The 26,858-nt window shown below is 68.0% G+C and carries 29 protein-coding genes; 3 read left to right on the top strand and 26 right to left on the bottom strand.

The features are described from left to right. Position 1: 1 nt before the first annotated feature. The 21 genes from rplE to rfbB all read right to left on the bottom strand — a co-directional run bounded on the left by rplE (position 2) and on the right by rfbB (position 13,827). The gene (gene rplE, locus ACFY0D_RS17375; protein WP_037792008.1) at positions 2-553 is read right to left on the bottom strand and encodes a 50S ribosomal protein L5; all 552 of its coding nucleotides are present in this window, start codon (positions 551-553) and stop codon (positions 2-4) included. Next, positions 553-864, bottom strand: coding sequence for a 50S ribosomal protein L24 (rplX, locus tag ACFY0D_RS17370; protein ID WP_030008468.1), 312 nt, complete (start codon positions 862-864; stop codon positions 553-555). The genes rplE and rplX overlap by 1 nt, the downstream gene beginning before the upstream one ends. A 2-nt stretch (positions 865-866) precedes the next feature. Further along, positions 867-1,235, bottom strand: a complete 369-nt coding sequence (gene rplN, locus ACFY0D_RS17365; RefSeq protein WP_008739701.1) for a 50S ribosomal protein L14 — start codon at positions 1,233-1,235, stop codon at positions 867-869. 137 nt (positions 1,236-1,372) lie between these two features. Beyond that, positions 1,373-1,654 (bottom strand): 30S ribosomal protein S17, encoded by a 282-nt coding sequence (gene rpsQ, locus ACFY0D_RS17360; protein ID WP_030008467.1) that lies wholly within the window; start codon positions 1,652-1,654, stop codon positions 1,373-1,375. Next, a complete protein-coding gene (rpmC, locus tag ACFY0D_RS17355; RefSeq protein ID WP_008739703.1) occupies positions 1,654-1,878 on the bottom strand; it encodes a 50S ribosomal protein L29 in 225 nt (74 codons plus the stop codon). Before rpmC ends, rpsQ begins: the two co-directional genes overlap by 1 nt. Further along, positions 1,878-2,297 (bottom strand): 50S ribosomal protein L16, encoded by a 420-nt coding sequence (gene rplP, locus ACFY0D_RS17350; RefSeq protein WP_008739704.1) that lies wholly within the window; start codon positions 2,295-2,297, stop codon positions 1,878-1,880. Before rplP ends, rpmC begins: the two co-directional genes overlap by 1 nt. Before the next feature lie 5 nt (positions 2,298-2,302). Next, on the bottom strand, positions 2,303-3,145 hold the full coding sequence (rpsC, locus tag ACFY0D_RS17345; RefSeq protein WP_008739710.1) for a 30S ribosomal protein S3: 843 nt from the start codon (positions 3,143-3,145) through the stop codon (positions 2,303-2,305). Next, the gene (gene rplV / locus ACFY0D_RS17340; protein WP_007265904.1) at positions 3,145-3,492 is read right to left on the bottom strand and encodes a 50S ribosomal protein L22; all 348 of its coding nucleotides are present in this window, start codon (positions 3,490-3,492) and stop codon (positions 3,145-3,147) included. Before rplV ends, rpsC begins: the two co-directional genes overlap by 1 nt. A 43-nt stretch (positions 3,493-3,535) precedes the next feature. Continuing rightward, complete coding sequence (gene rpsS / locus ACFY0D_RS17335) at positions 3,536-3,817, bottom strand: 30S ribosomal protein S19 (RefSeq protein ID WP_008739713.1); 282 nt, start codon at positions 3,815-3,817, stop codon at positions 3,536-3,538. A 12-nt stretch (positions 3,818-3,829) separates the two neighbouring features. Next, complete coding sequence (rplB, locus tag ACFY0D_RS17330) at positions 3,830-4,666, bottom strand: 50S ribosomal protein L2 (RefSeq protein ID WP_008739715.1); 837 nt, start codon at positions 4,664-4,666, stop codon at positions 3,830-3,832. Between the two features lie 39 nt (positions 4,667-4,705). Continuing rightward, positions 4,706-5,029 (bottom strand): 50S ribosomal protein L23, encoded by a 324-nt coding sequence (gene rplW / locus ACFY0D_RS17325; RefSeq protein ID WP_030154694.1) that lies wholly within the window; start codon positions 5,027-5,029, stop codon positions 4,706-4,708. Beyond that, positions 5,029-5,679, bottom strand: a complete 651-nt coding sequence (gene rplD / locus ACFY0D_RS17320; RefSeq protein ID WP_030725940.1) for a 50S ribosomal protein L4 — start codon at positions 5,677-5,679, stop codon at positions 5,029-5,031. Before rplD ends, rplW begins: the two co-directional genes overlap by 1 nt. A gap of 4 nt (positions 5,680-5,683) precedes the next feature. Continuing rightward, positions 5,684-6,328: a 50S ribosomal protein L3 gene (gene rplC, locus ACFY0D_RS17315; protein ID WP_007265899.1), complete on the bottom strand. Its 645-nt coding sequence runs from the start codon at positions 6,326-6,328 to the stop codon at positions 5,684-5,686. A gap of 14 nt (positions 6,329-6,342) precedes the next feature. Further along, positions 6,343-6,651 carry a 30S ribosomal protein S10 gene (gene rpsJ, locus ACFY0D_RS17310; RefSeq protein ID WP_003948644.1) on the bottom strand — a complete coding sequence of 103 codons (309 nt, stop codon included), beginning with the start codon at positions 6,649-6,651 and terminating at the stop codon, positions 6,343-6,345. Positions 6,652-7,121: 470 nt separating this feature from the next. Beyond that, on the bottom strand, positions 7,122-8,231 hold the full coding sequence (locus ACFY0D_RS17305) for a hypothetical protein (protein ID WP_390799115.1): 1,110 nt from the start codon (positions 8,229-8,231) through the stop codon (positions 7,122-7,124). Between the two features lie 144 nt (positions 8,232-8,375). Next, a complete protein-coding gene (locus tag ACFY0D_RS17300; RefSeq protein WP_390799114.1) occupies positions 8,376-9,674 on the bottom strand; it encodes a lipopolysaccharide biosynthesis protein in 1,299 nt (432 codons plus the stop codon). Positions 9,675-9,699: 25 nt separating this feature from the next. Beyond that, on the bottom strand, positions 9,700-10,584 hold the full coding sequence (locus ACFY0D_RS17295) for a glycosyltransferase family 2 protein (protein WP_390799113.1): 885 nt from the start codon (positions 10,582-10,584) through the stop codon (positions 9,700-9,702). A gap of 9 nt (positions 10,585-10,593) precedes the next feature. Next, positions 10,594-11,400, bottom strand: a complete 807-nt coding sequence (locus ACFY0D_RS17290; protein WP_390799112.1) for a glycosyltransferase family 2 protein — start codon at positions 11,398-11,400, stop codon at positions 10,594-10,596. Then, entirely contained in the window at positions 11,397-11,798 is a 402-nt protein-coding gene (locus ACFY0D_RS17285; protein ID WP_301367897.1) for a DUF2304 domain-containing protein, read from the bottom strand. The genes ACFY0D_RS17290 and ACFY0D_RS17285 overlap by 4 nt, the downstream gene beginning before the upstream one ends. A 143-nt stretch (positions 11,799-11,941) precedes the next feature. After that, positions 11,942-12,853: a dTDP-4-dehydrorhamnose reductase gene (gene rfbD / locus ACFY0D_RS17280; RefSeq protein WP_390799111.1), complete on the bottom strand. Its 912-nt coding sequence runs from the start codon at positions 12,851-12,853 to the stop codon at positions 11,942-11,944. Continuing rightward, positions 12,850-13,827 carry a dTDP-glucose 4,6-dehydratase gene (rfbB, locus tag ACFY0D_RS17275; RefSeq protein WP_390799110.1) on the bottom strand — a complete coding sequence of 326 codons (978 nt, stop codon included), beginning with the start codon at positions 13,825-13,827 and terminating at the stop codon, positions 12,850-12,852. Before rfbB ends, rfbD begins: the two co-directional genes overlap by 4 nt. A gap of 82 nt (positions 13,828-13,909) precedes the next feature. Between rfbB and rfbA the strand changes: the two genes are divergently transcribed. Together rfbA and rfbC are read left to right on the top strand one after the other, a co-directional pair. Next, on the top strand, positions 13,910-14,785 hold the full coding sequence (gene rfbA, locus ACFY0D_RS17270) for a glucose-1-phosphate thymidylyltransferase RfbA (RefSeq protein WP_052876416.1): 876 nt from the start codon (positions 13,910-13,912) through the stop codon (positions 14,783-14,785). After that, complete coding sequence (rfbC, locus tag ACFY0D_RS17265) at positions 14,782-15,381, top strand: dTDP-4-dehydrorhamnose 3,5-epimerase (protein WP_390799109.1); 600 nt, start codon at positions 14,782-14,784, stop codon at positions 15,379-15,381. Before rfbA ends, rfbC begins: the two co-directional genes overlap by 4 nt. A 188-nt stretch (positions 15,382-15,569) precedes the next feature. Here the strand turns inward: rfbC and tuf are convergent, their stop codons facing one another. The 4 genes from tuf to rpsL all read right to left on the bottom strand — a co-directional run bounded on the left by tuf (position 15,570) and on the right by rpsL (position 19,927). Next, positions 15,570-16,763: an elongation factor Tu gene (gene tuf, locus ACFY0D_RS17260; protein WP_327383762.1), complete on the bottom strand. Its 1,194-nt coding sequence runs from the start codon at positions 16,761-16,763 to the stop codon at positions 15,570-15,572. Between the two features lie 147 nt (positions 16,764-16,910). Then, a complete protein-coding gene (gene fusA, locus ACFY0D_RS17255) occupies positions 16,911-19,043 on the bottom strand; it encodes an elongation factor G (RefSeq protein ID WP_390799108.1) in 2,133 nt (710 codons plus the stop codon). Positions 19,044-19,082: 39 nt separating this feature from the next. After that, on the bottom strand, positions 19,083-19,553 hold the full coding sequence (gene rpsG, locus ACFY0D_RS17250; RefSeq protein WP_007265894.1) for a 30S ribosomal protein S7: 471 nt from the start codon (positions 19,551-19,553) through the stop codon (positions 19,083-19,085). 2 nt (positions 19,554-19,555) lie between these two features. Next, positions 19,556-19,927, bottom strand: coding sequence for a 30S ribosomal protein S12 (gene rpsL / locus ACFY0D_RS17245; RefSeq protein ID WP_007265893.1), 372 nt, complete (start codon positions 19,925-19,927; stop codon positions 19,556-19,558). A 367-nt stretch (positions 19,928-20,294) separates the two neighbouring features. On the opposite strand from rpsL, the gene ACFY0D_RS17240 reads away from it, so the two are divergent. Beyond that, positions 20,295-22,766, top strand: a complete 2,472-nt coding sequence (locus tag ACFY0D_RS17240) for a YfhO family protein (RefSeq protein ID WP_390799107.1) — start codon at positions 20,295-20,297, stop codon at positions 22,764-22,766. A gap of 107 nt (positions 22,767-22,873) precedes the next feature. Here the strand turns inward: ACFY0D_RS17240 and ACFY0D_RS17235 are convergent, their stop codons facing one another. Next, positions 22,874-26,773: a DNA-directed RNA polymerase subunit beta' gene (locus tag ACFY0D_RS17235; RefSeq protein ID WP_030388876.1), complete on the bottom strand. Its 3,900-nt coding sequence runs from the start codon at positions 26,771-26,773 to the stop codon at positions 22,874-22,876. Between the last annotated feature and the right edge of the window lie 85 nt (positions 26,774-26,858).

Raw genomic sequence — 26,858 nt, 5'->3', positions numbered from 1 at the left:
CTTACGCCTCCTTGAAGGGGAAGCCGAGGTGACGAAGGAGCGCGCGGCCCTCAGCGTCGTTGGTCGCCGTGGTGACCACGGTGATGTCCATACCCCGGGTACGGTCGATCTTGTCCTGGTCGATCTCGTGGAACATGACCTGCTCCGTGAGACCGAAGGTGTAGTTACCACGGCCGTCGAACTGCTTCGGCGACAGACCACGGAAGTCACGGATACGCGGCAGCGCGAGCGACAGCGTACGGTCCAGGAACTCCCACATGCGGTCACCACGGAGGGTGACGTGGCAGCCGATCGGCTGACCCTCGCGCAGCTTGAACTGCGCGATGGACTTGCGGGCCTTCGTGACGGCCGGCTTCTGACCGGTGATCGTCGTCAGGTCCTTGATGGCGCCGTCGATCAGCTTGGAGTCGCGGGCGGCGTCGCCCACACCCATGTTGACCACGATCTTCACGAGGCCGGGAATCTGCATGACGTTCTCGTAGGAGAACTCCTCACGCAGCTTGCCGGTGATGTCCTCGCGGTACTTCGTCTTGAGACGCGGAGTGGTAGCCATCAGATGTCCTCACCCGTCCGCTTGGCAACGCGGATCTTGTTGCCCTCGTCGTCGAAGCGGTAGCCGACGCGGGTGACGACCTTCTTGCCGTCCTTCTCCACAACCAGCTGAACGTTGCTGACGTGGACCGGGGCCTCGGTGATCACAATGCCACCGGCCTGGTTCTGCGCAGCCTTGGTGTGCTTCTTGACCCGGTTGACACCCTCGACGAGGACACGGTTGTCGGCGGGGAAGGCGACGATGACCTTGCCCTGCTTGCCCTTGTCCTTACCGGTGATGACCTGAACCAGGTCGCCCTTCTTGATCTTCATGCTTACAGCACCTCCGGCGCGAGCGAGATGATCTTCATGAACTTCTTCTCGCGCAGCTCACGGCCCACCGGGCCGAAGATACGGGTGCCGCGAGGGTCGCCGTCGTTCTTCAGAATGACAGCGGCGTTCTCGTCGAAGCGGATGTACGAGCCGTCCTGGCGGCGACGCTCCTTGACGGTGCGAACGATGACCGCCTTGACGACGTCACCCTTCTTCACGTTGCCACCGGGGATCGCGTCCTTGACGGTGGCGACGATGACGTCACCGATGCCCGCGTAGCGGCGACCGGAACCACCGAGAACACGGATGCAAAGGATTTCCTTTGCACCAGTGTTGTCGGCGATACGCAGTCGCGACTCCTGCTGGATCACGTGTATCTCCTGTTTGTCTGCCGGTTCCCGGCGGGGGCTTCACTCCGGAGAGCGTCGCCCCCACCGAGCCTGGCGGAACGAATCTGAGGGAAACCCCTCAGACTGTGTCTGTTTGGAATTCGCTTGCGCGAATTGCCTTACTTGGCCTTCTCGAGGATCTCGACGATGCGCCAGCGCTTGCTCGCCGACAGCGGACGCGTCTCCATGATGAGGACGCGGTCGCCGACGCCGGCAGCGTTCTGCTCGTCGTGCGCCTTGAGCTTGTTCGTACGGCGGATGACCTTGCCGTACAGGGCGTGCTTGACGCGGTCCTCGACGGCGACGACGACGGTCTTGTCCATCTTGTCGCTGACGACCAGACCCTCACGGGTCTTGCGGAAACCGCGCTCGGTCTTCTCAGTCACGTTGTTCTCGCTCATCAGGCGCTCTCCACCGTCTCGATACCGAGCTCACGCTCGTGCATCAGGGTGTAGATGCGAGCGATGTCCTTACGGACGGACTTGAGCCGGCCGTTGTTCTCCAGCTGACCCGTGGCCGCCTGGAAGCGGAGCTTGAACAGCTCCTCCTTGGCCTCGCGCAGCTTGCCAACGAGCTCCTCGTTGCCGAGCTCACGCAGCTCGGACGCCTTGGTTCCCGTCGCCATCACGACTCACCTGCCTCGCGCCGAACAATCCGGCACTTCATCGGAAGCTTGTGAGCAGCGCGGGTGAGCGCCTCACGAGCAATCTTCTCGTTCGGGTAGGACAGCTCGAACATGACCCGACCCGGGTGCACGTTGGCGATCCACCACTCGGGAGAACCCTTACCGGAACCCATGCGGGTTTCGGCCGGCTTCTTCGTCAGCGGGCGGTCCGGGTAGATGTTGATCCAGACCTTGCCGCCACGCTTGATGTGGCGGGTCATCGCAATACGAGCCGCCTCGATCTGGCGGTTCGTCACGTAAGCCGGGGTCAGCGCCTGGATGCCGTACTCGCCGAACGTGACCTCAGTACCGCCCTTGGCCATACCGCTGCGCTTCGGGTGGTGCTGCTTGCGGTGCTTGACCCTACGAGGGATCAGCATGTCGGTCAGGCCTCCGTTCCGGTGCTCTCGGCCGGAGCGGCGGCGGGAGCGTCGGCCTTGGGGGCCTCGGCACCAGCAGCCTGCTGCGGCTTGCGGCCACCACGGCCGCCGCGCTCGCCACCACGGCCACCACGGCCGGCGGGACGGTCGCCAGCGCCCTGCGCGCCACGGGCCGGGCGGTTACCCGCACGGGCCGCAGCGTTCTCGGCGCGAACCTCGGCGATGTTCTTGACGTCGCCCTTGTAGATCCAGACCTTCACACCGATACGGCCGAAGGTGGTCTTGGCCTCGAAGAAGCCGTAGTCCACGTTCGCGCGGAGGGTGTGCAGCGGCACACGGCCTTCGCGGTAGAACTCGGAGCGGGACATCTCGGCGCCGCCGAGACGGCCGCCACACTGGATCTTGATGCCCTTGGCGCCGGCCTTCATCGTGCCCTGCATGCTCTTACGCATGGCGCGACGGAAGGAGACGCGGGAGGAGAGCTGCTCGGCAACGGCCTGGGCAACCAGCTGAGCGTCAAGCTCGGGGTTCTTGACCTCGAGGATGTTCAGCTGGACCTGCTTGCCCGTGAGCTTCTCGAGGTCACCGCGGATGCGGTCGGCCTCGGCGCCACGGCGGCCGATGACGATGCCCGGACGAGCGGTGTGGATGTCCACACGCACGCGGTCACGGGTGCGCTCGATCTCAACCTTCGAGATGCCGGCGCGCTCCATGCCGGACGTCATCATCCGACGGATGGCGACGTCTTCCTTGACGTAGTCCTTGTACAGCTTGTCGGCGTACCAACGCGACTTGAAGTCGGTGGTGATGCCGAGCCGGAACCCGTGCGGGTTTACCTTCTGGCCCATTACCGGGAACCTTCCTTGCTGCTGACGACCACGGTGATGTGGCTGGTCCGCTTGCGGATCCGGTAGGCACGGCCCTGCGCACGCGGACGGAACCGCTTCAGGGTCGGGCCCTCGTCCACGTACGCCTCGCTGATGACCAGCGTGGAGGCGTCCGGGTGGTTGTAGTTGTGTGCGGCGTTGGCGATGGCGCTGTCAAGCACCTTGCCAACCGGCACGCTCGCGGCCTGCGGGGCGAAACGCAGGACCGCCTGAGCCTCCGTGGCATCCATGCCACGGATAAGGTCCACCACTCGGCGGGCCTTCATGGGCGTGACGCGGATGTACCGCGCCTGGGCCCTGGCTTCCATGGTTGTCCCTTCGGTGTAAGTCATAGTCATAACCACCCCGCCTTTAGCGGCGCTTCGACTTCCGGTCGTCCTTGACGTGGCCGCGGAAGGTGCGAGTCGGCGAGAACTCGCCGAGCTTGTGGCCGACCATCGACTCGGTGACGAACACCGGGACGTGGGTCTTGCCGTTGTGCACCGCGATGGTGTGACCCAGCATGCTGGGGATGATCATCGAGCGACGGGACCAGGTCTTGATGACGTTCTTGGTGCCGGCTTCGTTCTGGACGTCCACCTTCTTTACGAGGTGGTCGTCGACGAAGGGCCCCTTCTTGAGACTGCGCGGCATCTAAACCCGCTCCTAGCGCTTCTTGTTCGTCTTGCGGCGGCGGACGATGTACTTGCTCGAAGCCTTCTTCGGCGAGCGAGTACGACCCTCCTTCTGACCCCACGGGGAGACCGGGTGGCGACCACCACTGGTCTTGCCCTCACCACCACCGTGCGGGTGGTCAACCGGGTTCATCGCGACACCGCGGACGGACGGGCGAACGCCCTTCCAGCGCATGCGGCCGGCCTTGCCCCAGTTGATGTTCGACTGCTCGGCGTTGCCGACCTCGCCGACCGTGGCGCGGCAGCGCGCGTCGACGAGACGGATCTCACCGGACGGCATACGAAGGTGGGCCATCGTGCCCTCCTTCGCCAGCAGCTGCACGGAGGCACCAGCGGAGCGCGCGAACTTGGCGCCGCCACCGGGACGGAGCTCGATCGCGTGGATCGTGGTACCGACCGGGATGTTGCGGAGGGCCAGGTTGTTACCGGGCTTGATGTCGGCCGTGGGGCCGTTCTCAATCCGGTCGCCCTGCTTCAGAGCCTTCGGCGCGATGATGTAGCGCTTCTCGCCGTCCGCGTAGTGCAGGAGCGCGATGCGCGCGGTGCGGTTGGGGTCGTACTCGATGTGCGCGACCTTGGCCGGCACGCCGTCCTTGTCGTGACGACGGAAGTCGATCACGCGGTAGGCGCGCTTGTGTCCACCACCCTGGTGGCGAACGGTGATCCGACCGGTGTTGTTACGGCCGCCCTTGCTGTGCAGGGGGCGAACCAGCGACTTCTCCGGCGTGGACCGCGTGATCTCGACAAAGTCGGCGACGCTGGAGCCACGACGGCCCGGGGTCGTCGGCTTGTACTTGCGGATACCCATTTCTCAGTCCTCGTCCGATTCCGGACGACTAGACCTCCGTTAGGAGGCCTGGCCGCCGAAGATGTCGATTCGGTCGCCCTCAGCGAGGGTCACGATGGCGCGCTTGGTGTCAGCGCGCTTGCCGAAACCGGTCTTGGTGCGCTTGCGCTTACCCTGACGGTTGATCGTGTTGACCCCGGTGACCTTGACCCCGAAGACCGCTTCCACGGCCTGCTTGATCTGGGTCTTGTTGGAGCCGGGCGCGACGATGAACGTGTACTTGTTCTCGTCCAGCAGCGCGTAGCTCTTCTCCGAGACAACCGGCTTGATCAGCAGGTCGCGCGGGTCAGTGAAGGTCTTGCTGGTAACGGTCGCCTCAGACATCAGGCGTCGCTCCCTTCGGTCTCATCGGCCTTGGGGCCAGACACGAAGGACTCGAAAGCGGCCTGAGTGAAGACCACGTCGTCAGAGACGATCACGTCGTACGTGTTCAGCTGGCCCGGCTCCAGGATGTGAACCTGGGGCAGGTTGCGGGCGGACAGCCACGCGGCCTCGTCGGCGCGGTCGACGACCAGGAGCAGGTTCTTGCGCTCCGAGATCTTGCCGAACAGCGTCTTGGCGGCCTTCGTGGAGGCGGCACCCTCGACCACGCCGGTGATGACGTGGATGCGGGAGTGACGCGCACGGTCCGAGAGGGCACCGCGGAGGGCGGCGGCCTTCATCTTCTTCGGGGTCCGCTGCGAGTAGTCACGCGGCTGCGGGCCGTGGACAACGCCACCGCCGACGAACTGCGGAGCGCGGGTGGAACCCTGGCGAGCGCGGCCGGTGCCCTTCTGGCGGTACGGCTTGCGGCCACCACCACGGACTTCGCCACGACGCTTGGTCTTGTGCGTGCCCTGACGGGCAGCAGCCAGCTGAGCGACAACGACCTGGTGGATCAGCGGAACGCTGGTCTTCGCGTCGAAGATCTCCGCGGGGAGCTCGACGGTACCGGCCTTGTCGCCTGCCGGCGAAAGGATGTCAATGGTGCTCATTACCTCAAGCCCCCTTGGCCGCGGTACGGACCAGGACGAGGCCGCCGTTCGGACCGGGGACCGCGCCCTTGATGAGCAGCAGACCCTTCTCCGCGTCAACCGCGTGGATGGTCAGGTTCTGGGTGGTGACGCGCTCGTTACCCATACGACCGGCCATGCGCATGCCCTTGAAGACACGCCCAGGGGTGGCGCAGCCACCGATCGAACCGGGGGAGCGGTGCTTGCGCTGCACACCGTGACCGGCGCCGAGGCCCCGGAAGTTGTGCCGCTTCATGACACCGGCGAAGCCCTTGCCCTTGCTGTTGCCCGTGACGTCAACCTTGACGCCGGACTCGAACACCTCAGCAGTGATCTCCTGGCCGAGCGTGTACTCGCTGGCGTCGGAGGTGCGGAGCTCCACCAGGTGGCGGCGGGGGGTCACGTCGGCCTTGGCGAAGTGGCCCTTGAGGGGCTTGTTCACCTTGCGCGGGTCGATCTCGCCGAAGGCGATCTGGACCGACTCGTAGCCGTCGATGTCGTTCGTACGGACCTGGGTAACGACGCAGGGTCCGGCCTTGACCACGGTCACCGGGACGACACGGTTGTTCTCGTCCCAGACCTGGGTCATGCCGAGCTTCTCGCCCAGGACGCCCTTGATCTGCTTTGCCATCTTCTCGACGCCTCTCAGAGCTTGATCTCGATGTCAACGCCGGCCGGAAGGTCCAGGCGCATCAGCGAGTCAACGGTCTTGGGAGTCGGGTCGAGGATGTCGATCAGGCGCTTGTGCGTGCGCATCTCGAAGTGCTCGCGCGAGTCCTTGTACTTGTGCGGCGACTTGATGACGCAGTACACGTTCTTCTCAGTGGGCAGCGGCACCGGGCCCGCGACCGACGCACCAGTGCGCGTCACCGTCTCGACGATCTTCTTCGCCGAGGAATCGATGACCTCGTGGTCGTAGGCCTTGAGCCGGATGCGGATCTTCTGTCCCGCCATGGCTACTCCGTAGTCCTGTCTGTATGTGGAAACGCTCTGGCTCCCGGTCGGCTGCGGGACGGATCCCGCGGCCTCTCCTCCGACCCACGCGGTCGGGCGTGTCGCACTCCCTCTACAGAAAATTCCCATACGGAAATTCCCTCGTCCAAGGGGGTACGGTCCCAGTGACCGCGATTCGGGGGAGAAACACCCACCGAGTGCCTGGTGTGCACCGTGCTGACACTTCCCAGAAGATTCCCGTACGTCCGTCCCCATTGCTGCCCCGAAAGGCAGATTAAGGACGACGAGTACTGTGGGACTCGCTTCCGGTCCTCCCGGCGGGAGGCGCGCAGCATCGGCACTCAGCCGAGCAACTTGAGTAGTCTGCCATACGAGGCACGTACCTGGCCAATCGGGCCGAAGAGAATACCCCGCCACGCTGAGTGGTCAAACTGCACCGCGCACACGGCGCGGCAGGACCTCTCCCCCGGTCAGGAGCGGGTGAAGGTCCCGCACCCTGCGCCCTTGATGTCCTTGCTGCGGTCGTACGGGTCCGTGGCGGGCCCGGTGGGTGTTTGGCCGGTCGGCGCGTCCTGCGGGAACTGCGGGTGCAGGTAGCCGTCGGCCACCTCGCACTGCACGTTGGACCATTCCGCGTGGTGCTCGTTCAGCTGGAGCCGGTCCCCTGAGGCCGTCCAGCGCGCCGGGTCGAGCAGGGACAGGGTGATCTGCCGGCGCACGATCGTGCGCTGCACGCTCGTGCCCCCCTTCGTCGTCGGGTGGACGAAGGTGTAGTCCGTCACCACGCGCACCTCCCCGGGTTCCCCCTCCTCCACGCGCATGCTGCCGCGCACCTTGACCACATCGCCGACGGGCTTGACCTCGGCCGGATCGAAGCGGGTGAAGAGCGTCAGCGGGCTGTCCTGCGCCGTGGGCTTCGCCAGGTACTGCTCCAGCCGCTGCGGGCCGTCCGGCTGCCGGGGATCCAGGAGCGCCAGGGCTGCGGCGGGCCGTTCGCCGCGCAGCGTCGCCGGGTCCAGGTTGGCCGCGACGAGGAACTGCTTGACCTGCTGCAGCGCGTCCGCGACCTTCTCCTTCGGCATCCAGCCCACGGCGGTGGCCCCGGGGACCTCGATCCCGGCGGCGCCGTCGGCCCACTGGAGGGCCGGAGACCCGCGGAAGGGCTCCTTCAGCGTCGGCAGGTCGGGGGCCGCCGGGGGCGGCGGCGCGGTCGGCCGGGCCGTCTCCGCGGCCAGCGGCGCCTTCGCGGCCTCCCGGTCGGCGGTCTTGCCCGTGACCCGGTCGATCACCAGCTCGGGCCGTAGCGCGACCAGCGCGAGCCCGGCGATGAAGACGACGGCCAGGGCGGCCTTGATCCGCCGCCCGGCCCGGCCCCGCCCGCCCCGCATCCCCCGCGGGGCCGGGCCGGTGCGCCAGCCCGGCGGATCCTGCTGGTCACGCAGCCGCTCGGTCACCATCCGGGCCCGTGCCGAGGGCTCCCGCGGCGCCTCCCCGGTGCCCGAGGAGGCCCGTTCCAGGAACGCCGCCAGCTCCTCGTCGGATATGCCCCCGCTGCGCGCGTCCTCGTCGTTCCTGCCCATGCCCCACCCCGTGTGCATCCGTATGTGTCCGCCAAGGCCGAGAGGCCCCGCACCGTGCGGGGCCTCTCGGCCACCGATCGGGCGACTGGCCACGCCGCCGGATCATGAAATCGTACTGTGGGAGGTGCCGGTCGCCGGCGGCTCTCAGACCTCGGCGAGTTGCCCGCCGGGGACCGGTGCGGCGCTACGGCGCGGCACCGCGCCGCGCAGGGTCAGCAGCATCGCGGCGGCGGTGGCGAGCGAGCCGACCGCGTAGGCGAGGCCCACGCGCAGCGCGATGTCGCCGGGGAGCAGGGTGATCCCGAGCAGGACCGCGGTGCCGAACACCCAGCAGACCAGCTGGGCGCGGTGCTTGTGCAGCACCATCTGGGCCTGGCCGAGCACCATCGCCAGCATGTAGCAGGTCGTCCCGACGGCGAACCAGAGGAAGTCGACGTGGCCGAGCTGACCGGTCTGGGCGCGGAACAGGACCTCGATCAGCCAGGGTCCGAGCAGCACGGCGGGCACGCCGCCGACCGCGCCGAGGCCGAGCACCACCAGGCAGGCCTTGCGCAGCATCCGGGCGAAGCCCTGGTGGTCGCCGGCGGCCACCACGGTGGACAGGCCGGAGAGCAGCGAGGCCTGCAGCGAGCCGAAGACGAACAACGGCACCCGGGCCAGCACCAGGGCGCTGAGCAGGGCCGAGATCAAGGCGATGCGGGTCGGCTCCAGCAGCTGGGTGCTCATCACCGCCGCGTTGACCACCACCTGCGCCAGCAGGGTGGACGCGGTCAGCGGCCCGAGGCCGCGGACCAGCTCCCGGGTGGGGAACACACCGCCGGGCCGCGCCGCGCGCAGCGTCGGGGCCAGCGTGACCAGCAGGGCGATGAACGGCGCCACGACGAGGATCAGGCTGAAGGCGAGCGCCGAGTGCAGCCCGGCGGCGGCGCAGGCGAAGGCCAGCACGATCCGCAGGCCGCCGTCGACCGCGAGCTGGGAGCCGTACGCGGTGAACCGGCCGGTGCCGGCCAGGATGCCCCGGGTGAGGTAGCACAGGGCCATCCCGGCGAAGGCGCCGCCGAGCACGGCGACCATCTGGAGGTCACCGTGGAACAGCCGGTCGGCGATCGGCCGGGCGAAGACGGCGAGCGCGCCGAGGACCGCGCCGAGGATGCCCCCGGTCAGCAGTCCCGCCTTCCTGAGCACCGGCGCGGCGCCCTCACCGCGGACCACGCGGGCGGCGACGATCCGGGTGAGCTCCTGCTCGATCGGGAAGAACAGGCCGATCCCGACGGACATCACCAGGGTCCACAGCACCGAGACGCCGGCCTTCTCGGCCTCGGAGAGGCTGTGTCCGGCCACCGCGAGGTGGATGTAGGAGGCGGCGCCGAGCACAGCGGTGCCCCCCGCGACCATGGCGGTCCCGGGGGGCAGTGCCTTGAGCAGTTTCGCTATCGGGTTCATCCAGTAGCTTTCATCGGCCGCACGCTCAGCGCGTGGCGTGGCGGAGCATGGCGCTGACACCGGGCCTGCCGGCCTTCTTGGCGGCGCCGGGCAGCAGAGTGAGTGCGTGCAGCCGGGAGGAGAGGTGCAGCCGGGACGTCTTGGCGGCGCGCGGCCAGCCGTGCCGGTCGAGGCGGTCGGCGGTCTCCACGAAGAAGCGCTTGGCCTCCTCGAAGCGGTGTCCGGTGTAGGCCTTGGCCGAGGACTCGCTCTCGGCGTGCCGGCGGTAGCTGAAGCAGACCTCCGGCGTGGTGGCCAGGCTCTCCCCCGCCACCAGCAGGTCCACGACCAGCGCGAGGTCCTGGATCACTCCGAGGTCGGCCCGGAACCCGAAGCGCTTGATCGCCTCGGTGCGCCAGCAGATCGACGGGAAGTACAGCCAGTTCCCGCGCAGCAGGCTGGTGGCCAGCTCCTCGCCGCCGAGCAGGGCCCGGCCCGGGCCCTTGGGGGCGTACAGCTTGCGCTTGGTCCGGTCGCCCAGGGTGTCGTAGGGCAGGCCGTCGGTGCCGATCACCTGGACGCCCGGCTGGATCATCGCCGCGGTCGGCTCACGGTCGGCAGCCGCCCGCACGACCTGGAGGTAGTTCGGCTGCATGAGGTCGTCGCAGCCCATGAGCACCAGGTACTCGTACTCGGCGAGCTCGACGCAGCGGTTGAAGTTGCCGGTCACACCGAGGTTGCGCTCGTTGCGCAGGTAGCGGACCCGGGGGTCCGCGAGCTGCTCGAACCACTCGGGGACGCCCGGCTCGCAACCGTCGTCGACGACGGTGAGGCGCCAGTCGTCGCCGTCCTGGGCCAGGACGCTGCGGACGGCGTCCTGCATCAGCACGACGTCGCCGTAGTACGGCAGGAGGATCTCGAAACGCGACATGTTCTCCGCCTAGGCCTTGGTCAGCTCGCGGGCCACCAGCTCGGCGGTGCGCTGCTGGAAAGCGGTGTACGCGGGGGTGCCGGGCGTGAACGTCCTGAGCTCGCCGGGCATCCGGCGGATCATCGCGAGCAGCAGCACGAGGCCGGCCCGGGTGAGGTAGACCATCGCCCTGAACGGCGAGGCGCTCGGCCGGCCGGTGGTCCGTTCGCGCATCGCCACGGGGATCTGGCGCACCGTGAAGCCGGAGCGGGCCGCGCCCACCATGGACTCGATGGTGTCCCCGAGGTACTCCACGGGGTACCAGCGGGCGAAGAACTCTATGAGCGGCCGGTTGCAGGCACGGAAGCCCGAGGTGGTGTCGGTGAGCTTGGTCCGGGTGATCCGCGACAGCACCACGGACAGCAGCGACATCGCCCACTTGCGCGGGCCGCGCACCGTGTAGTCGCCGTCGCCGGCGAACCGGGCGCCTATGACCAGGTCGGCGTCGCCGACGGCGAGGCGCTCCAGCAGCGCCGGCACGTACGCCGGGTCGTGCTGGCCGTCGGCGTCCACCTGGATCGCCACGTCGTAGCCGTGCTGCTGCGCGTAGCGGTAGCCGAGCCGCATCGCGCCGCCGACACCGAGGTTGAAGGGCAGCTGGGCGACGGCCGAGCCGGCCGCCCGGGCCACCTCGGCGGTGTTGTCCGCCGAACCGTCGTCGACCACGAGGGTGTCCACGTACGGCAGTTGCTGCTGGATCTCGCGCAGGACGGAGGGCAGACCGTCCTCCTCGTTCCAGGCGGGAAGAATGATCAGAACGCGACGACCGTCGTTCACGAGTTCACCTGTGCCTCGATGGCGCCGGAATCCTCCGCGCGCGGCGACGTACTGGGGTAACCGCCCTGCTGGACGAGGTGCGCGCGGATCAGCGCGACGTCCTCCGCCAGGGTGCGGGTCTCCGCCTCCAGCCGGCTGGTCTCCCAGCTGAGGTGCAGACTCACCAGCAGGACCAGGACGAACCCGATGAAGAACACCAGGCTGACGCCGGATGCCACGCCGAGGCTCCTGGCCACCGGGTCCAGCAGGTCGGGGACGAACCCGAGCGGGGCGGCCAGCAATCCGATGGCGAGCCATATCGCCGCGTACTTCTCCCGCAGTTGCTGGCGGCGCAGCAGCTCGAGGATGTACCCCAGCACCAGAAGACCGGTGATGGAGGTCAGAACGGAGAGTCGCACAGCGGACGGCGCCTTTCGCGCGAAGGGGCCAACATCTTTATAGGAGAAGCATATGGCACGGCACATGACGCAAACGGGGCCCGAGAGGTTGCATCCCGGGCCCCGTCGACGACGCGCGTGTGGAGGCGATCAGCCCCTCCGGCTCACTTCGTGGAGGGCAGTCTCAGCAGATCAGCGAAGGCCGGGCGGGTGATCGCCTCGGCGAGCTGCGCCCGCCAGTCGGGCAGCGGTTCCAGCCCGGCGGCCGACCAGCCGTCGTGAGCAAGGACACTGAAGGCCGGTCGCACGGCGGGGCGTACAAACGCCTCGGAGGTCGTCGGCCGGATCCGCTCGGGGTCGAGCCCGCTCAGCCGGTACGCCTCGCGCGCCAGCCCCATCCAGGTCGTACGGCCGCTCGCGGTGCCGTGGTAGACCCCGCCCGGGGCCTTGCCCGCCAGCGCGGCAAGGCCGAGGTCGACCAGGCGACGGGCCAGCGCGTAGGACCAAGTGGGCTGGCCGTGCTGGTCGTCGACCACGTCGAGGGTGTCCCGCTGGGCGGCCAGCTTCAGCATGGTGGCGACGAAGTTCGCCCCGTGCTCGCCGTACAGCCACGCGGTCCGCACGATGTAGCCGTCCTGCGGAAGCAGCTCGGCGACGGCCTGTTCCCCGACCAGCTTGGAGCGCCCGTAGGCGTTGACCGGACCGGTCTCGGCGTCCTCGCGGTACGGCTGCGCGGCATTGCCGGGCAGTACGTAGTCGGTGGAGACGTGCAGCAGGCGCGCACCGGCGTCGGCGCACGCCGCCGCGAGGACGCGTACGCCGGTGCCGTTGACGGCGGTGGCGGCTTCCTCGGCGGTCTCGGCGCCGTCCACATCGGTCCAGGCCGCGCAGTTCACGACGACCGCGGCACCCTCGACGGCGGCCCGGACGGCTGCCGGGTCGGTGATGTCGAGGTCGGCGCGGCCCGCGCCCGTGGCTTCGATGCCGGCGTCCTTCAGGACGGCCAGGACGTCCTGGCCGAGCATTCCGGCGGCGCCGGTGACGAGCCAGCGGCCGGCTCCCGGGGTCGCGGTCACTTCTGCAGCGCCGCCTTCGCCTTCAGCGGCTCCCACCAGGCACGGTTCTCGCGGTACCACTCGATGGTGGCCTTGATGCCGTCCTCGAAGGTGACCTGCGGGGCGTAGCCCAGCTCGGCGCCGATCTTGCTGATGTCGATGGAGTAGCGCAGATCGTGGCCCTTGCGGTCCTCGACGTGCTCGACCATGTCCCAGCCGAGGCCGGCGGCCTCCAGCAGGACACCGGTGAGCTCCTTGTTGGTGAGCTCGGTGCCGCCGCCGATGTTGTAGACCTCGCCGGCCCGGCCCTTGCGCATGGCCAGGTCGATGCCGCGGCAGTGGTCGGAGACGTGCAGCCAGTCGCGGACGTTGCCGCCGTTGCCGTACAGCGGGACCTTCTTGCCGTCCATCAGGTTCGAGACGAACAGCGGGATGACCTTCTCCGGGAACTGGTAGTGCCCGTAGTTGTTGGAGCAGCGCGTGACCACGACGTCCATGCCGTGCGTGCGGGCGTAGGCCAGCGCGAGCAGGTCGGAGGAGGCCTTCGAGGCGGAGTACGGGGAGTTGGGCACCAGCGGCCACTCCTCCGTCCAGGAGCCCTCGGTGATCGAGCCGTAGACCTCGTCGGTGGAGATGTGGACGAAGCGGCCGACGCCGTGCTTGCGCGCGGAGTCGAGCAGCACCTGGGTGCCGACGACGTTGGTCATCACGAACGGGCCCGCGCCGGCGATCGAGCGGTCCACGTGGGACTCGGCCGCGAAGTGCACGACGACATCGTGGCCGGGCATGACCCGGTCGACGGCGTCCGCGTCGCAGATGTCGCCCTTGACGAAGGTGTATCCGGGGTGGTCGGCGACCGGGGCAAGGTTGGCCTCGACGCCCGAGTACGTCAGCTTGTCGAAGACAGTGATCTGCGCCGTGGCATCTGCAGCGAGCTGCTGGCGGACGAATTCTGAACCGATGAAGCCGGCGCCGCCGGTCACGAGGATGCGCATAATACGAAGAGTCTAGCGGTCCGCCCAACGTCACATGTGCGGAACTCTGCTCCCCCACGCCCTCTCGCATAGGGTTCTCCCCATGCGTGGAATCCTCTTGGCCGGTGGCACCGGATCTCGACTCTGGCCGCTGACCCGGGCAGTCTCGAAGCAGCTGCTGCCCGTCTTCGACAAGCCGATGATCTACTACCCCCTCTCCACCCTCGTGATGGCGGGTATCAGCGAGATCCTGATCATCACCACCCCGGACGACCGCGAGCAGTTCGAGCGGCTGCTCGGCGACGGCTCGCAGTTCGGCCTGCGGCTGGAGTACGCCGTCCAGGAGCGCCCGGAGGGCATCGCCCAGGCGTTCGTCCTCGGCGCCGACTTCATCGGTGACGAGTCCGTCGCCCTGATCCTCGGCGACAACATCTTCCACGGCAGTGGCCTCGGCACCCGCCTCGCCCAGCACACGGACGCCAAGGGCGGCCGCGTGTTCGCGTACCCGGTCGCCGACCCCACCGCCTACGGCGTGGTCGAGTTCGACGAGAACGGCCAGGCCATCTCCATCGAGGAGAAGCCGGAGAAGCCGAAGTCCCGCTACGCGGTGCCGGGTCTGTACTTCTACGACAACCAGGTCGTCGAGATAGCCCGCGGCCTGAAGCCCAGCGCCCGCGGCGAGCTGGAGATCACCGCCGTCAACGACGCGTACCTCCAGGCCGGCGAGCTCAATGTCACCATCCTCGACCGCGGTACGGCGTGGCTGGACACCGGCACCTTCGTCTCGATGGTGCAGGCCTCCGAGTTCGTCCGCGTGATAGAGGAGCGCCAGGGCTTCAAGATCGGATGCATCGAGGAGGCGGCCTGGCGGGCCGGCCTGATCGACTCCGCGCAGCTGCGCGCGCTCGCCGAGCCGCTGACCAAGAGCGGCTACGGCGACTACCTGCTGATGCTGCTCGCCGAGGAGGACGCCCGATGAAGTTCCGCGAACTCTCCATATCCGGCGCCTTCGAGGTCACCCCGCAGCTGCACGGCGACCCGCGCGGCCTGTTCACCGAGTGGTACCGCTTCGACCGGCTGGCCGAGGTCGTCGGGCACCCGCTGAACCTGGCGCAGGCGAATCTCTCGGTCTCCTCCGCGGGCGTGGTCCGCGGCATCCACTTCGCCGACGTACCGCGCGGCCAGGCCAAGTACGTGACCTGCGTACGCGGCGCCGTGCTCGACGTCATCGTCGACCTGCGGGTCGGCTCCCCCACCTTCGGCCAGTGGGAAGGTGTCCGCCTCGACGACGTGGACCGCCGCGCGGTCTACATCCCCGAGGGCCTCGGCCACGGCTTCTGCGCGCTGAGCGACGACGCGACGCTGTCGTACCTCTGCTCGGAGACGTACAACCCGACCGGCGAGCACTCGGTGCACCCGCTCGACCCCGACCTGGGCATCGAGTGGCCGGCCGACGTCCCGCTGCTGTCCGCCCGCGACGAGGCCGCCCCCTCGCTGGCCGACGCCCTCGCGACCGGTCTGCTGCCCGACCACGCCGCCTGCGTCGAGTTCACCGAGTCCCTGCGCGTGAACTGACCCGCCGCCGTACGCAGTCGAGGGCCGTACCCCGTCCGGGGTGCGGCCCTCGTCCGTACCCGCCGCCCTGCCCACGCGGGCAGGACCGGACATGCCGAAGGGCCCCGTCCCACCGCCGAGGCGATGGGCCGGGGCCCTTCAGTGCAACTTGGTGCCCGACGAGCGGGCTACCAGGTCAGAGCACGAAATTACTTCGTGATCTTGATGACCTGGCCGGCGCCCACGGTACGACCACCCTCACGGATGGCGAACTTCAGGCCCTCCTCCATGGCGACCGGCTGAATCAGCGAGACCGTCATTTCGGTGTTGTCGCCCGGCATGACCATCTCCGTGCCGGCCGGCAGGGTGACGACACCCGTGACGTCCGTGGTACGGAAGTAGAACTGCGGACGGTAGTTGTTGAAGAACGGGGTGTGACGGCCACCCTCGTCCTTCGACAGGATGTAGGCCTGGGCCTCGAACTCGGTGTGCGGGGTGACCGAACCGGGCTTGATGATGACCTGGCCGCGCTCGACGTCCTCGCGCTTGATGCCACGGAGGAGCAGACCGACGTTCTCACCGGCCTGGCCCTCGTCGAGGAGCTTGCGGAACATCTCGATACCGGTGACCGTGGTGGTGGTCTTGGTCTCCTTGATACCGATGATGTCGACGGTCTCGTTGACCTTCAGGACACCACGCTCGATACGGCCGGTGACGACGGTACCGCGACCGGTGATCGTGAAGACGTCCTCGACGGGCATGAGGAACGGCTTCTCGGTGTCACGCGGCGGGGTCGGGATGGCCTCGTCGACGGCGGACATGAGGCCGAGGAGCTTCTCGCCCCACTCCTTGTCGCCCTCAAGCGCCTTCAGCGCGGAGACGCGGACGACCGGCAGGTCGTCGCCCGGGAACTCGTACTCGGAGAGGAGCTCACGGACCTCGAGCTCGACGAGCTCCAGGATCTCCTCGTCGTCCACCATGTCGGCCTTGTTCAGGGCGACGACGATGTAGGGGACGCCGACCTGGCGGGCCAGGAGCACGTGCTCCTTGGTCTGCGGCATCGGGCCGTCGGTGGCGGCGACCACGAGGATCGCGCCGTCCATCTGCGCGGCACCGGTGATCATGTTCTTGATGTAGTCGGCGTGACCCGGGCAGTCGACGTGGGCGTAGTGACGCGCCTCGGTCTGGTACTCGACGTGCGCGATCGAGATGGTGATACCGCGCTGGCGCTCCTCAGGAGCCTTGTCGATCTGGTCGAAGGCCGAGGCCTCGTTCAGGTCCGGGTACGCGTCGTGCAGCACCTTGGTAATGGCGGCCGTGAGGGTCGTCTTACCGTGGTCAATGTGACCGATGGTGCCGATGTTGACGTGCGGCTTAGTCCGCTCGAACTTCGCCTTCGCCACGGGGTCCTCCTGGAGAGTGGTTCTGTACGCCTTACTCATCGGCGCCAGGTGATCTTTGCTGGAAAGCCGGTACCTCGGGGCAACGGAGGGTTACTCCTGTTGCCCCAGAGGCTCCGGTGACAAGCCTAAAGCGTGTACTCGGAAGAGTTACTCGCCCTTGGCCTTCGCGATGATCTCCTCAGCGACGTTCCGGGGAACCTCGGCGTAGGAGTCGAACTGCATCGAGTAGCTGGCGCGACCCGAGGTCTTGCTGCGGAGGTCTCCGACGTAGCCGAACATCTCCGAAAGGGGCACGAGGCCCTTCACGACGCGAGCACCGTGACGCTCCTCCATGGCCTGGATCTGGCCACGGCGGGAGTTGATGTCACCGATGACGTCACCCATGTAGTCCTCGGGCGTGGTGACCTCTACGGCCATCATCGGCTCAAGGAGCACGGGAGAAGCCTTGCGCGCGGCCTCCTTGAAGGCCTGCGAACCGGCGATCTTGAAGGCGAGCTCCGAGGAGTCGACCTCGTGGTAGCCACCGTCGAGAAGCGTGACGCGAACGCCAGTCATCTCGTAGCCGGCCAGGATGCCGAACTGCATGGCCTCCTGCGCACCGGCGTCGACCGAAGGGATGTACTCCTTCGGGACGCGTCCGCCGGTGACCTTGTTCACGAACTCGTACGCCGGACCGTCGGTCTCGGTGATGGGCTCGATCGCGATCTGCACCTTGGCGAACTGACCGGTACCACCGGTCTGCTTCTTGTGCGTGTAGTCGTGACGCTCGACGGCCTTGCGGATCGTCTCGCGGTACGCGACCTGCGGCTTGCCGACGTTGGCCTCGACCTTGAACTCGCGCTTCATACGGTCGACCAGCACCTCAAGGTGCAGCTCGCCCATACCGCCGAGGATGGTCTGGCCCGTCTCCTCGTCCGAGTGAACGTGGAAGGAGGGGTCCTCCTCCGCGAGACGCTGGATGGCGACACCCAGCTTCTCCTGGTCACCCTTGGACTTGGGCTCGATGGCGACCTGGATGACCGGAGCCGGGAAGTCCATGGACTCCAGGATCACGGGTGCCTTGTCGTCACACAGCGTCTCACCGGTGGTGGTCTGCTTCAGGCCCATGACGGCGACGATGTCACCGGCGCCCACCGCGGCGATCTCTTCACGCTTGTTGGCGTGCATGCGGTAGATCTTGCCGATGCGCTCCTTCTTGCCCTTGACGGAGTTCAGCACCGCAGTGCCGGCCTCCAGGCGGCCCGAGTAAACCCGGACGAAGGTGAGCTTGCCGAGGTGCGGGTCGCTCATGATCTTGAACGCGAGCGCGGCGAGGGGCTCCTCGTCGGACGGCTTGCGCTTCACGACGACCTCGGCGTCGCGGACGTCGTGGCCCTCGATGGCCTCGATGTCCAGCGGCGACGGCAGGTAGCGGACGACGGCGTCGAGCAGGGGCTGAACGCCCTTGTTCTTGAACGCCGTGCCACAGAACACCGCGGTGATCGTGGGCTCGCCCTTGCCCTTGCCGGAGTTCAGGATGATCCGGCGGACGGCGGCGTGCAGCTGCTCGACGGAGGGCTCGTTGCCCTCCAGGAACAGCTCCATGATCTCGTCGTCGTTCTCGGCGACGGTCTCGACCAGCTTGCCGCGCCACTCTTCAGCAGCCTCGGTGTGCGTGGCCGGGATGTCGACGATGTCGTACATCTCGCCCTTGGTCGCCTCGGCGGACCAGACGAACGCCTTCATGGTGACCAGGTCGACAACGCCCTGGAAGTCCATCTCGGCACCGATGGGGAGCTGCATGACGATCGGAACCGCACCGAGGCGGTCCTTGATCATGTCGACACAGCGGTGGAACTCGGCGCCGGTGCGGTCGAGCTTGTTGACGAAGCAGATACGCGGCACGCCGTAGCGGTCCGCCTGACGCCAAACGGTCTCGGACTGCGGCTCGACGCCGGCCACACCGTCGAAGACGGTGACGGCGCCGTCGAGGACGCGGAGCGAACGCTCCACCTCGACCGTGAAGTCGACGTGACCCGGGGTGTCGATGATGTTGATCGTGTGGTCAACGTCTTCGAGGGGCCAGTGGCAGGTCGTCGCGGCAGACGTGATGGTGATACCACGCTCCTGCTCCTGCTCCATCCAGTCCATCGTGGCGGCGCCGTCGTGGACCTCACCGATCTTGTACGACACACCGGTGTAGAACAGGATGCGCTCGGTGGTGGTCGTCTTGCCCGCGTCGATGTGGGCCATGATCCCGATGTTGCGGACCTTGGCCAGGTCAAGCGAAGTGGTAGCCATAAGGCTTCGGTCTTCTCTCGGTCTCGATGTGGGGTGGGACTACCAGCGGTAGTGCGCGAAGGCCTTGTTGGACTCGGCCATCTTGTGCGTGTCCTCGCGCTTCTTGACGGCAGCGCCAAGACCGTTGGAGGCGTCGAGCAGCTCGTTCATGAGGCGCTCGGTCATGGTCTTCTCACGACGGGCGCGGGAGTAACCCACGAGCCAGCGGAGGGCCAGGGTCGACTGGCGACCCGGCTTGACCTCGACGGGGACCTGGTAGGTCGCGCCACCGACACGGCGGGACTTGACCTCAAGGGACGGCTTGACGTTCTCCAGCGCGCGCTTCAGCGTGATGACCGGGTCGTTGCCGGTCTTCTCGCGGAGGCCTTCCATGGCGCCGTAAACGATGCGCTCGGCGGTGGAGCGCTTGCCGTTCAGGAGGATCTTGTTGATGAGCGACGTCACCAGAGGAGATGCGTAGACCGGGTCGATGATGACCGGGCGCTTCGGGGCGGGGCCCTTACGAGGCATTCTTACTTCTCCTTCTTGGCGCCGTAGCGGCTGCGGGCCTGCTTGCGGTTCTTGACAGCCTGGGTGTCAAGCGCACCGCGGATGATCTTGTAACGAACACCCGGCAGGTCCTTCACACGGCCACCACGCACGAGCACGATCGAGTGCTCCTGCAGGTTGTGTCCCTCACCCGGAATGTAAGCGGTGACCTCGATGCCGGAGGTCAGACGCACACGCGCGACCTTACGGAGCGCCGAGTTCGGCTTCTTCGGGGTGGTCGTGAACACACGCGTGCAGACGCCGCGACGCTGGGGCGAAGCCTCAAGCGCGGGGGTCTTTGTCTTCTCGACCTTGTCCTGCCGGCCCTTACGGACCAGCTGCTGGATCGTAGGCACTACTTCTCCGGTTTCTGTGTGCCGTGTAGTGAAACTAACCTGGAACCTCCCCGACCCACGCGGTCGGGTGTGTCGAACACTGCACGCTTTCACCGAAGTGAGTCGGGCGCAGATTGCGGTGTGTTCTTCTCGGCTCTCCGCGGGGTCTTACGCACACGCGGGGGCCAGGGCACACCCCAGGCACAAGGTCAGAGCGTACCTACCTCACAGAGGTAGGTCAAAACAAATGCCCAGCACGAAAACCCGCCGCGCGCAAGCGGGGAGCGGCCCGATCGGCCCTGTGCCCGCCCCGGCGCCCTAAACTGACAGCTTGACCGGGCGCGGAACGCCAGCGAGTCGATCAGCAGGGAGCAGGACATTGGGGACCGTGGCACCCGAGCCGACCACAGTCGACGCCCGTCCCACGACCCCCCGCAGACCCGCCCCGCGCAGACCGGCCATCCGCCGGATCACCCGTTTCCGCGGCCCCCTGCTGGCCTTCCTGATCACCTCCGGCGCCTTCTGCGCCGCCTGGGTGGCGCGCGGCACCTACCCCTTCGGGAACACCGGCCGGGCCCTGAACGACCAGGCCAACCAGTACGTGCCCTTCCACCGGGCGCTGTGGGACCTGGTCCACGGGCAGGCCGCCGGCGACGTCCTCTTCACCTGGCGCGGCGGCTTCGGACAGCAGTTCCTCGCCGACTTCCACACCTATCTCGGCAACCCGTTCTCCTGGCTGGCCGTCCTCGTCCCCCGCGCCCACGTCGACCTCGCCGTCTTCGCGATCACCCCGATCACGATGGGCACCGCCGCCGCCGTGATGACGGTGTACCTCGGCAAGCTGCACCCCGGCCCGTGGTGGCAGCGGGGCGTGCTCGGAGCCACGTACGGACTGTGCGGCTGGGCGCTGAGCGACGCCTCGTACATCCCCATGTGGCTCTGGGGCCTGGTCGCGCTCCCGATGCTCGGCATCGCCGTCGAGTGGTGCCTGGAGGAGCGCCGCTGGCCGGGCGTGGCCCTGCTGGTCGCGCTCGCCTGGTTCGGGAACTTCTACACCGCGATGATGGCCACGATGGCCGCCTGCGTCCTGCTCGCCATCCGCATGGCCACCCGCGACATGACGGGCCGGCAGCGGCTGCGCGCGCTGTGGCGGGCCGCGACGGCCACCGGTACCGGCATCCTGCTGACCCTGCCGCTGCTCCTGCCGTCCTTCCTGTCCAGCGGGGCCGCGCAGCCCACCGGGGCGGCCGCCTTCACCCCCGTACGGATCGAGCTCTTCCTCTCGGGCATGCTCCCGGCCACGCACCTGTGGGGCGGCCGCCCGCGCCTCTACGTCGCCTCGCTCGGACTGATCCTGGCCGGCGCCTTCGTCCTCAACAGCGCCGTCGCCCGGCGGACCCGCCTGGTGTGGGCGGCGGCGACCCTGCTGGTGGTCGCCTCCTTCCAGTTCCCGCCCACGCAGTACCTGTGGCACGGGCTGGCGGTGCCGAACGGCAACCCGTACCGCGAGGCCTTCGTCTTCAGCGGGATGGTCGTGGTCGTGGCCTGGCTGGCGCTGGCCAACCGGCCGCGCCCGCTGCACCTGGCCCTGGTGGCTGCCCTCCTGGTGGCGGCCACCTGCGTACTGCGGCGCACCGACGACTTCGGCGGCTGGACCTGGCCGGCCGTCCTCGGCGGCGGTGCGGTCTCCCTGCTGGCCCTGGTCCTGCTGCGGCTCGGCGAGAAGCGCCGGTTCCTGATCCCGGTGGCCGCCGCCCTGATGATCGGCGTCGTGTTCGCCGAGTCCACGGTGGCCGCCGCCAACGCGGACGCCCGCCGGGCCCGCGAACGCTGGGCCAAGCCGGTCGTCACTTCGAACCGGTCGATCGGCAACCACTTCGAAGCCGTCCGCGGTGTGGCGGGCTGGCCCGCCTACCGGACCGACTCGGGCGCGCCCCAGAGCGCGTACAACGACGCCCTGGCGCTGCGGGCGGAGGGTCCGCAGTACTACAGCAGCTACCTCCCCGAGGCCACCTACAAGGCCCTGGAGCCCCTGGGATACGGCTTCAAGAACGACGGCCGGACCTTCTTCGGCGCCGACAACCCGGTCCTCGACGCGATCTTCTCGGTCGGCGCGCGGGTCCGCCCGGGGACCGCCCCCGACAGCTGGACGGCCTCGAAGTTCCCCGCGCCCCCACTGGTCACCGTCCGCACCGCGCCGTACGCCTCCCCCAACCCGGCGGACAGCGTCTACGCCCGCCAGGAGAACGTCCTGGGCGCCACCGTCTACCAGGTCCCGCCGGTCACCCGCGGCGGGAGCGCCACCGAGCAGACGTACACCGCCCGGTGCACCCCCGGCTCCGAGGCCTACTGGCACTCCCCCGCCCCCTACGGCACGGTCCGCGCCGGCGGCGGCCCCCTGCGGCTCCTGGAGGACCGGATGACCGGCGTGACCCCGCTGGGCACCGTCCCCGCCTCGGGCCTGGTCGACGTCACCCTGCAGACCCGTACGAAGGACGCGGACGCGGGCGCGTACCCGCTCGGCTGCCTGGACCGCGCGGCGCTCGACGCGGCCGTCCGCCACCTCACCGCCACCGGCGCCACCACGGTCCGCCCGGGCGGCCACACCATCGGGGCCACCCTCCCCACCGCCGCCGGCGGCACGGCCGTCATCGCCACGACGGCCGTCCCGGGCTGGCAGTGCTCGGCCCCCCTGAAGCCCTTCCACGGCCTGCTGGCCGTGGACCTCCCGCCCGGCACGACCGAGGTCTCCTGCACCTTCACCCCGAAGGGCCTCGCCCCGGGCCTCGCAGGCGCCGCCCTGGCCCTGCTGGCCCTCACGGCAGTCCAGGTCACCACCCTGCGCCGCCGGCGCCGCTGACCGCCCCCACCCGGGGGCGGCCCGGGTGTCCCCGCGGCCCCCACGGGCAACGAAGAAGCCCCCCGCCGCTCCTCTCGGAGCAGCGGGGGGCTTCTTCTTACGAGCTCTTAGCCGTTGTACGGGCCGTAGTCGTAGTCCTCCAGCGGGACAGCCTGGCCGGAGCCGGAGCCGAAGGGCGAGTAGTCGATGTCGTCGTAACCGACGGCCGAGTACATCGCGGCCTTGGCCTCTTCGGTGGGCTCCACCCGGATGTTGCGGTAGCGGGCGAGGCCCGTACCGGCCGGGATGAGCTTACCGATGATGACGTTCTCCTTGAGGCCGATCAGGGAGTCGGACTTGGCGTTGATCGCCGCGTCCGTCAGAACCCTGGTCGTCTCCTGGAAGGACGCCGCCGACAGCCACGACTCGGTCGCGAGCGAGGCCTTGGTGATACCCATCAGCTGCGGACGGCCGGAGGCGGGGTGACCGCCCTCGGTGACCACACGACGGTTCTCGGTCTCGAACTTCGACCGCTCGACCAGCTCGCCCGGCAGGAGCTCCGCGTCGCCGGACTCGATGATCGTCACGCGGCGCAGCATCTGCCGGATGATGATCTCGATGTGCTTGTCGTGGATCGACACGCCCTGCGAGTTGTAGACCTTCTGGACTTCGCCGACCAGGTGGACCTGGACGGCACGCTGACCGAGGATGCGCAGCACGTCGTGCGGGTTGGTGGCACCCATGGTGAGCTTCTGGCCCACCTCGACGTGGTCGCCCTCGTGCACGATGACCTTGGCGCGCTTCGAGATCGGGAACGCCGTCTCGTCGCTGCCGTCGTCGGGCGTGATGACGATCTTCTTCGTCTTCTCGGTCTCCTCGATCCGCACGCGGCCGGCGGCCTCGGAGATCGGGGCGACACCCTTCGGGGTACGGGCCTCGAAGAGCTCGACGACACGCGGCAGACCCTGCGTGATGTCGTCACCGGCCACACCACCGGTGTGGAAGGTACGCATCGTCAGCTGGGTACCGGGCTCACCGATGGACTGGGCGGCGATGATGCCGACCGCCTCACCGATGTCGACCAGCTTGCCGGTGGCGAGCGAGCGTCCGTAGCAGAAGGCACAGGTGCCGACCGCGGACTCACAGGTCAGGACCGAGCGGGTCTTGACCTCCTCGACGCCGTTGGCGACCAGGGCGTCGATGAGCACGTCACCGAGGTCGACGTTGGCCGGCGCGATGACCTTGCCGTCGATGACGACGTCCTCGGCCAGCATGCGGGCGTAGATCGAGGTCTCGACGTCGTCGGCCTTGCGCAGCACGCCGTCCTCGCCGCGGACGGCGATCTTCAGCTTCAGACCGCGCTCGGTGCCACAGTCCTCCTCGCGGATGATCACGTCCTGCGAGACGTCCACCAGACGACGGGTCAGGTAACCCGAGTCGGCGGTACGCAGGGCGGTGTCCGCCAGACCCTTACGGGCACCGTGCGTGGAGATGAAGTACTCCAGAACGGTGAGGCCCTCACGGAAGGACGCCTTGATCGGACGCGGGATGGTCTCGTTCTTCGCGTTCGACACCAGACCACGCATACCGGCGATCTGTCGCATCTGCATCATGTTTCCTCGGGCACCCGAGTCAACCATCATGAAGATGGGGTTCGTCTTGGGGAAGTTCGCGTTCATCGCCTCGGCAACCTCGTTGGTCGCCTTGGTCCAGATCGCGATGAGCTCCTGCGTGCGCTCGTCCTTGGTGATGAGACCGCGCTCGTACTGCTTCTGGACCTTCTCGTCCATCGCCTCGTAGCCCGCGACGATGGCCTTCTTGGCCTCGGGCACGACGACGTCGGAGATGGCCACGGTGACGCCCGAACGGGTCGCCCAGTGGAAGCCGGCCGCCTTCAGGTTGTCGAGCGTCGCCGCCACGATGACCTTGGGGTAGCGCTCCGCCAGGTCGTTGACGATCTCGGAGAGCTGCTTCTTGCCCACCGAGTAGTCGACGAACGGGTAGTCCTCGGGCAGCAGCTCGTTGAAGAGCGCGCGACCCAGGGTCGTCTTCAGACGGAAGCTGTCGCCCGGCTGGAACTCCTGCTCGCCCTCTTCGGCGACCGGCGGCACCCAGCCACGCGGCGGGATGGTGCCCACCGGGAAGCGGATGTCGACGGACGACTGCAGCGCGAGCTCGCCGTTGTCGAACGCCATGGTCGCCTCGGCCGTGGAGCCGAACGCGCGGCCCTCGCCCTTGGTGTCACGGAGCTCACCGTCGGTGGTCAGGAAGAACAGACCGAGGACCATGTCCTGGGTCGGCATCGTGACCGGACGGCCGTCGGCCGGCTTGAGGATGTTGTTCGAGGACAGCATCAGGATGCGGGCCTCGGCCTGCGCCTCCGCGGAGAGCGGCAGGTGCACGGCCATCTGGTCACCGTCGAAGTCCGCGTTGAACGCGGTGCAGACGAGCGGGTGGATCTGGATGGCCTTGCCTTCGACCAGCTGGGGCTCGAAGGCCTGGATGCCGAGGCGGTGCAGCGTGGGCGCACGGTTCAGCAGGACCGGGTGCTCGGCGATGACCTCTTCGAGGACGTCGTAGACGACCGTGCGGCCGCGCTCGACCATCCGCTTGGCGCTCTTGATGTTCTGCGCGTGGTTCAGGTCCACCAGGCGCTTCATCACGAACGGCTTGAAGAGCTCCAGCGCCATGGCCTTGGGCAGACCACACTGGTGCAGCTTCAGCTGCGGACCGACGACGATCACGGAACGCGCGGAGTAGTCCACACGCTTGCCGAGAAGGTTCTGACGGAATCGACCCTGCTTGCCCTTCAGCATGTCGCTGAGGGACTTCAGGGGACGGTTACCGGGACCGGTCACCGGACGACCACGACGACCGTTGTCGAAGAGGGCGTCCACGGCCTCCTGAAGCATGCGCTTCTCGTTGTTCACGATGATCTCGGGGGCACCGAGGTCGAGGAGACGCTTCAGACGGTTGTTGCGGTTGATCACGCGGCGGTACAGGTCGTTCAGGTCGGAGGTCGCGAAGCGGCCACCGTCCAGCTGCACCATCGGACGCAGGTCCGGCGGGATCACCGGCACGCAGTCCAGAACCATGCCCTTGGGCTTGTTGCTGGTCTGCAGGAACGCGGAGACGACCTTGAGGCGCTTGAGCGCACGGGTCTTCTTCTGGCCCTTGCCGGTACGGATGATCTCGCGGAGGCGCTCGGCCTCCTCCTCGAGGTCGAAGGACTCCAGGCGCTTCTGCAGCGCGGCGGCGCCCATGCAGCCGTCGAAGTACGTGCCGAAGCGGTCACGCAGCTCGCGGTAGAGGAGCTCGTCGCCCTCCAGGTCCTGGACCTTGAGGTTCTTGAAGCGGGCCCACACCTCGTCGAGGCGGTCGATCTCGCGCTGGGCGCGGTCACGGAGCTGCTTCATCTCGCGCTCGGCACCTTCGCGCACCTTGCGGCGTACGTCGGCCTTCGCGCCCTCGGCCTCAAGCTCGCCCAGGTCGGTCTCGAGCTTCTTGGCCCGGCCTTCGAGGTCCGCGTCACGGCGGTTCTCGATCTGCTGGCGCTCGACGGAGACGTGCGCCTCCAGCGACGGGAGGTCGCGGGTGCGACGCTCGTCGTCGACGAACGTGATCATGTACGCGGCGAAGTAGATGACCTTCTCAAGGTCCTTCGGCGCGAGGTCCAGCAGGTATCCGAGGCGCGACGGGACGCCCTTGAAGTACCAGATGTGGGTGACGGGAGCGGCAAGCTCGATGTGGCCCATCCGCTCACGGCGCACCTTGGCGCGCGTGACCTCGACGCCACAACGCTCACAGATGATGCCCTTGAAGCGGACACGCTTGTACTTACCGCAGTAGCACTCCCAGTCCCGGGTAGGACCGAAGATCTTCTCGCAGAAGAGTCCGTCCTTCTCGGGCTTGAGGGTGCGGTAGTTGATGGTCTCCGGCTTCTTGACCTCGCCGTGCGACCAGGTTCGGATGTCGTCCGCGGTGGCAAGGCCGATCCGCAGCTCGTCGAAGAAGTTGACGTCGAGCACTGTGCGTCAATCCCTCTTTCGGGGTCGAGTCTCAATCATGGTCTGAACGGTCCCGGGGATGACGGGGGGCTCTTGAGCGAGCCCC

The organism is Streptomyces sp. NPDC001502 (genome assembly GCF_042894785.1).
Lineage (GTDB): Bacteria > Actinomycetota > Actinomycetes > Streptomycetales > Streptomycetaceae > Streptomyces > Streptomyces kutzneri.
Note: the sequence above shows the minus strand (reverse complement) of the source record. Positions and strands in the feature narration are given on the sequence as shown.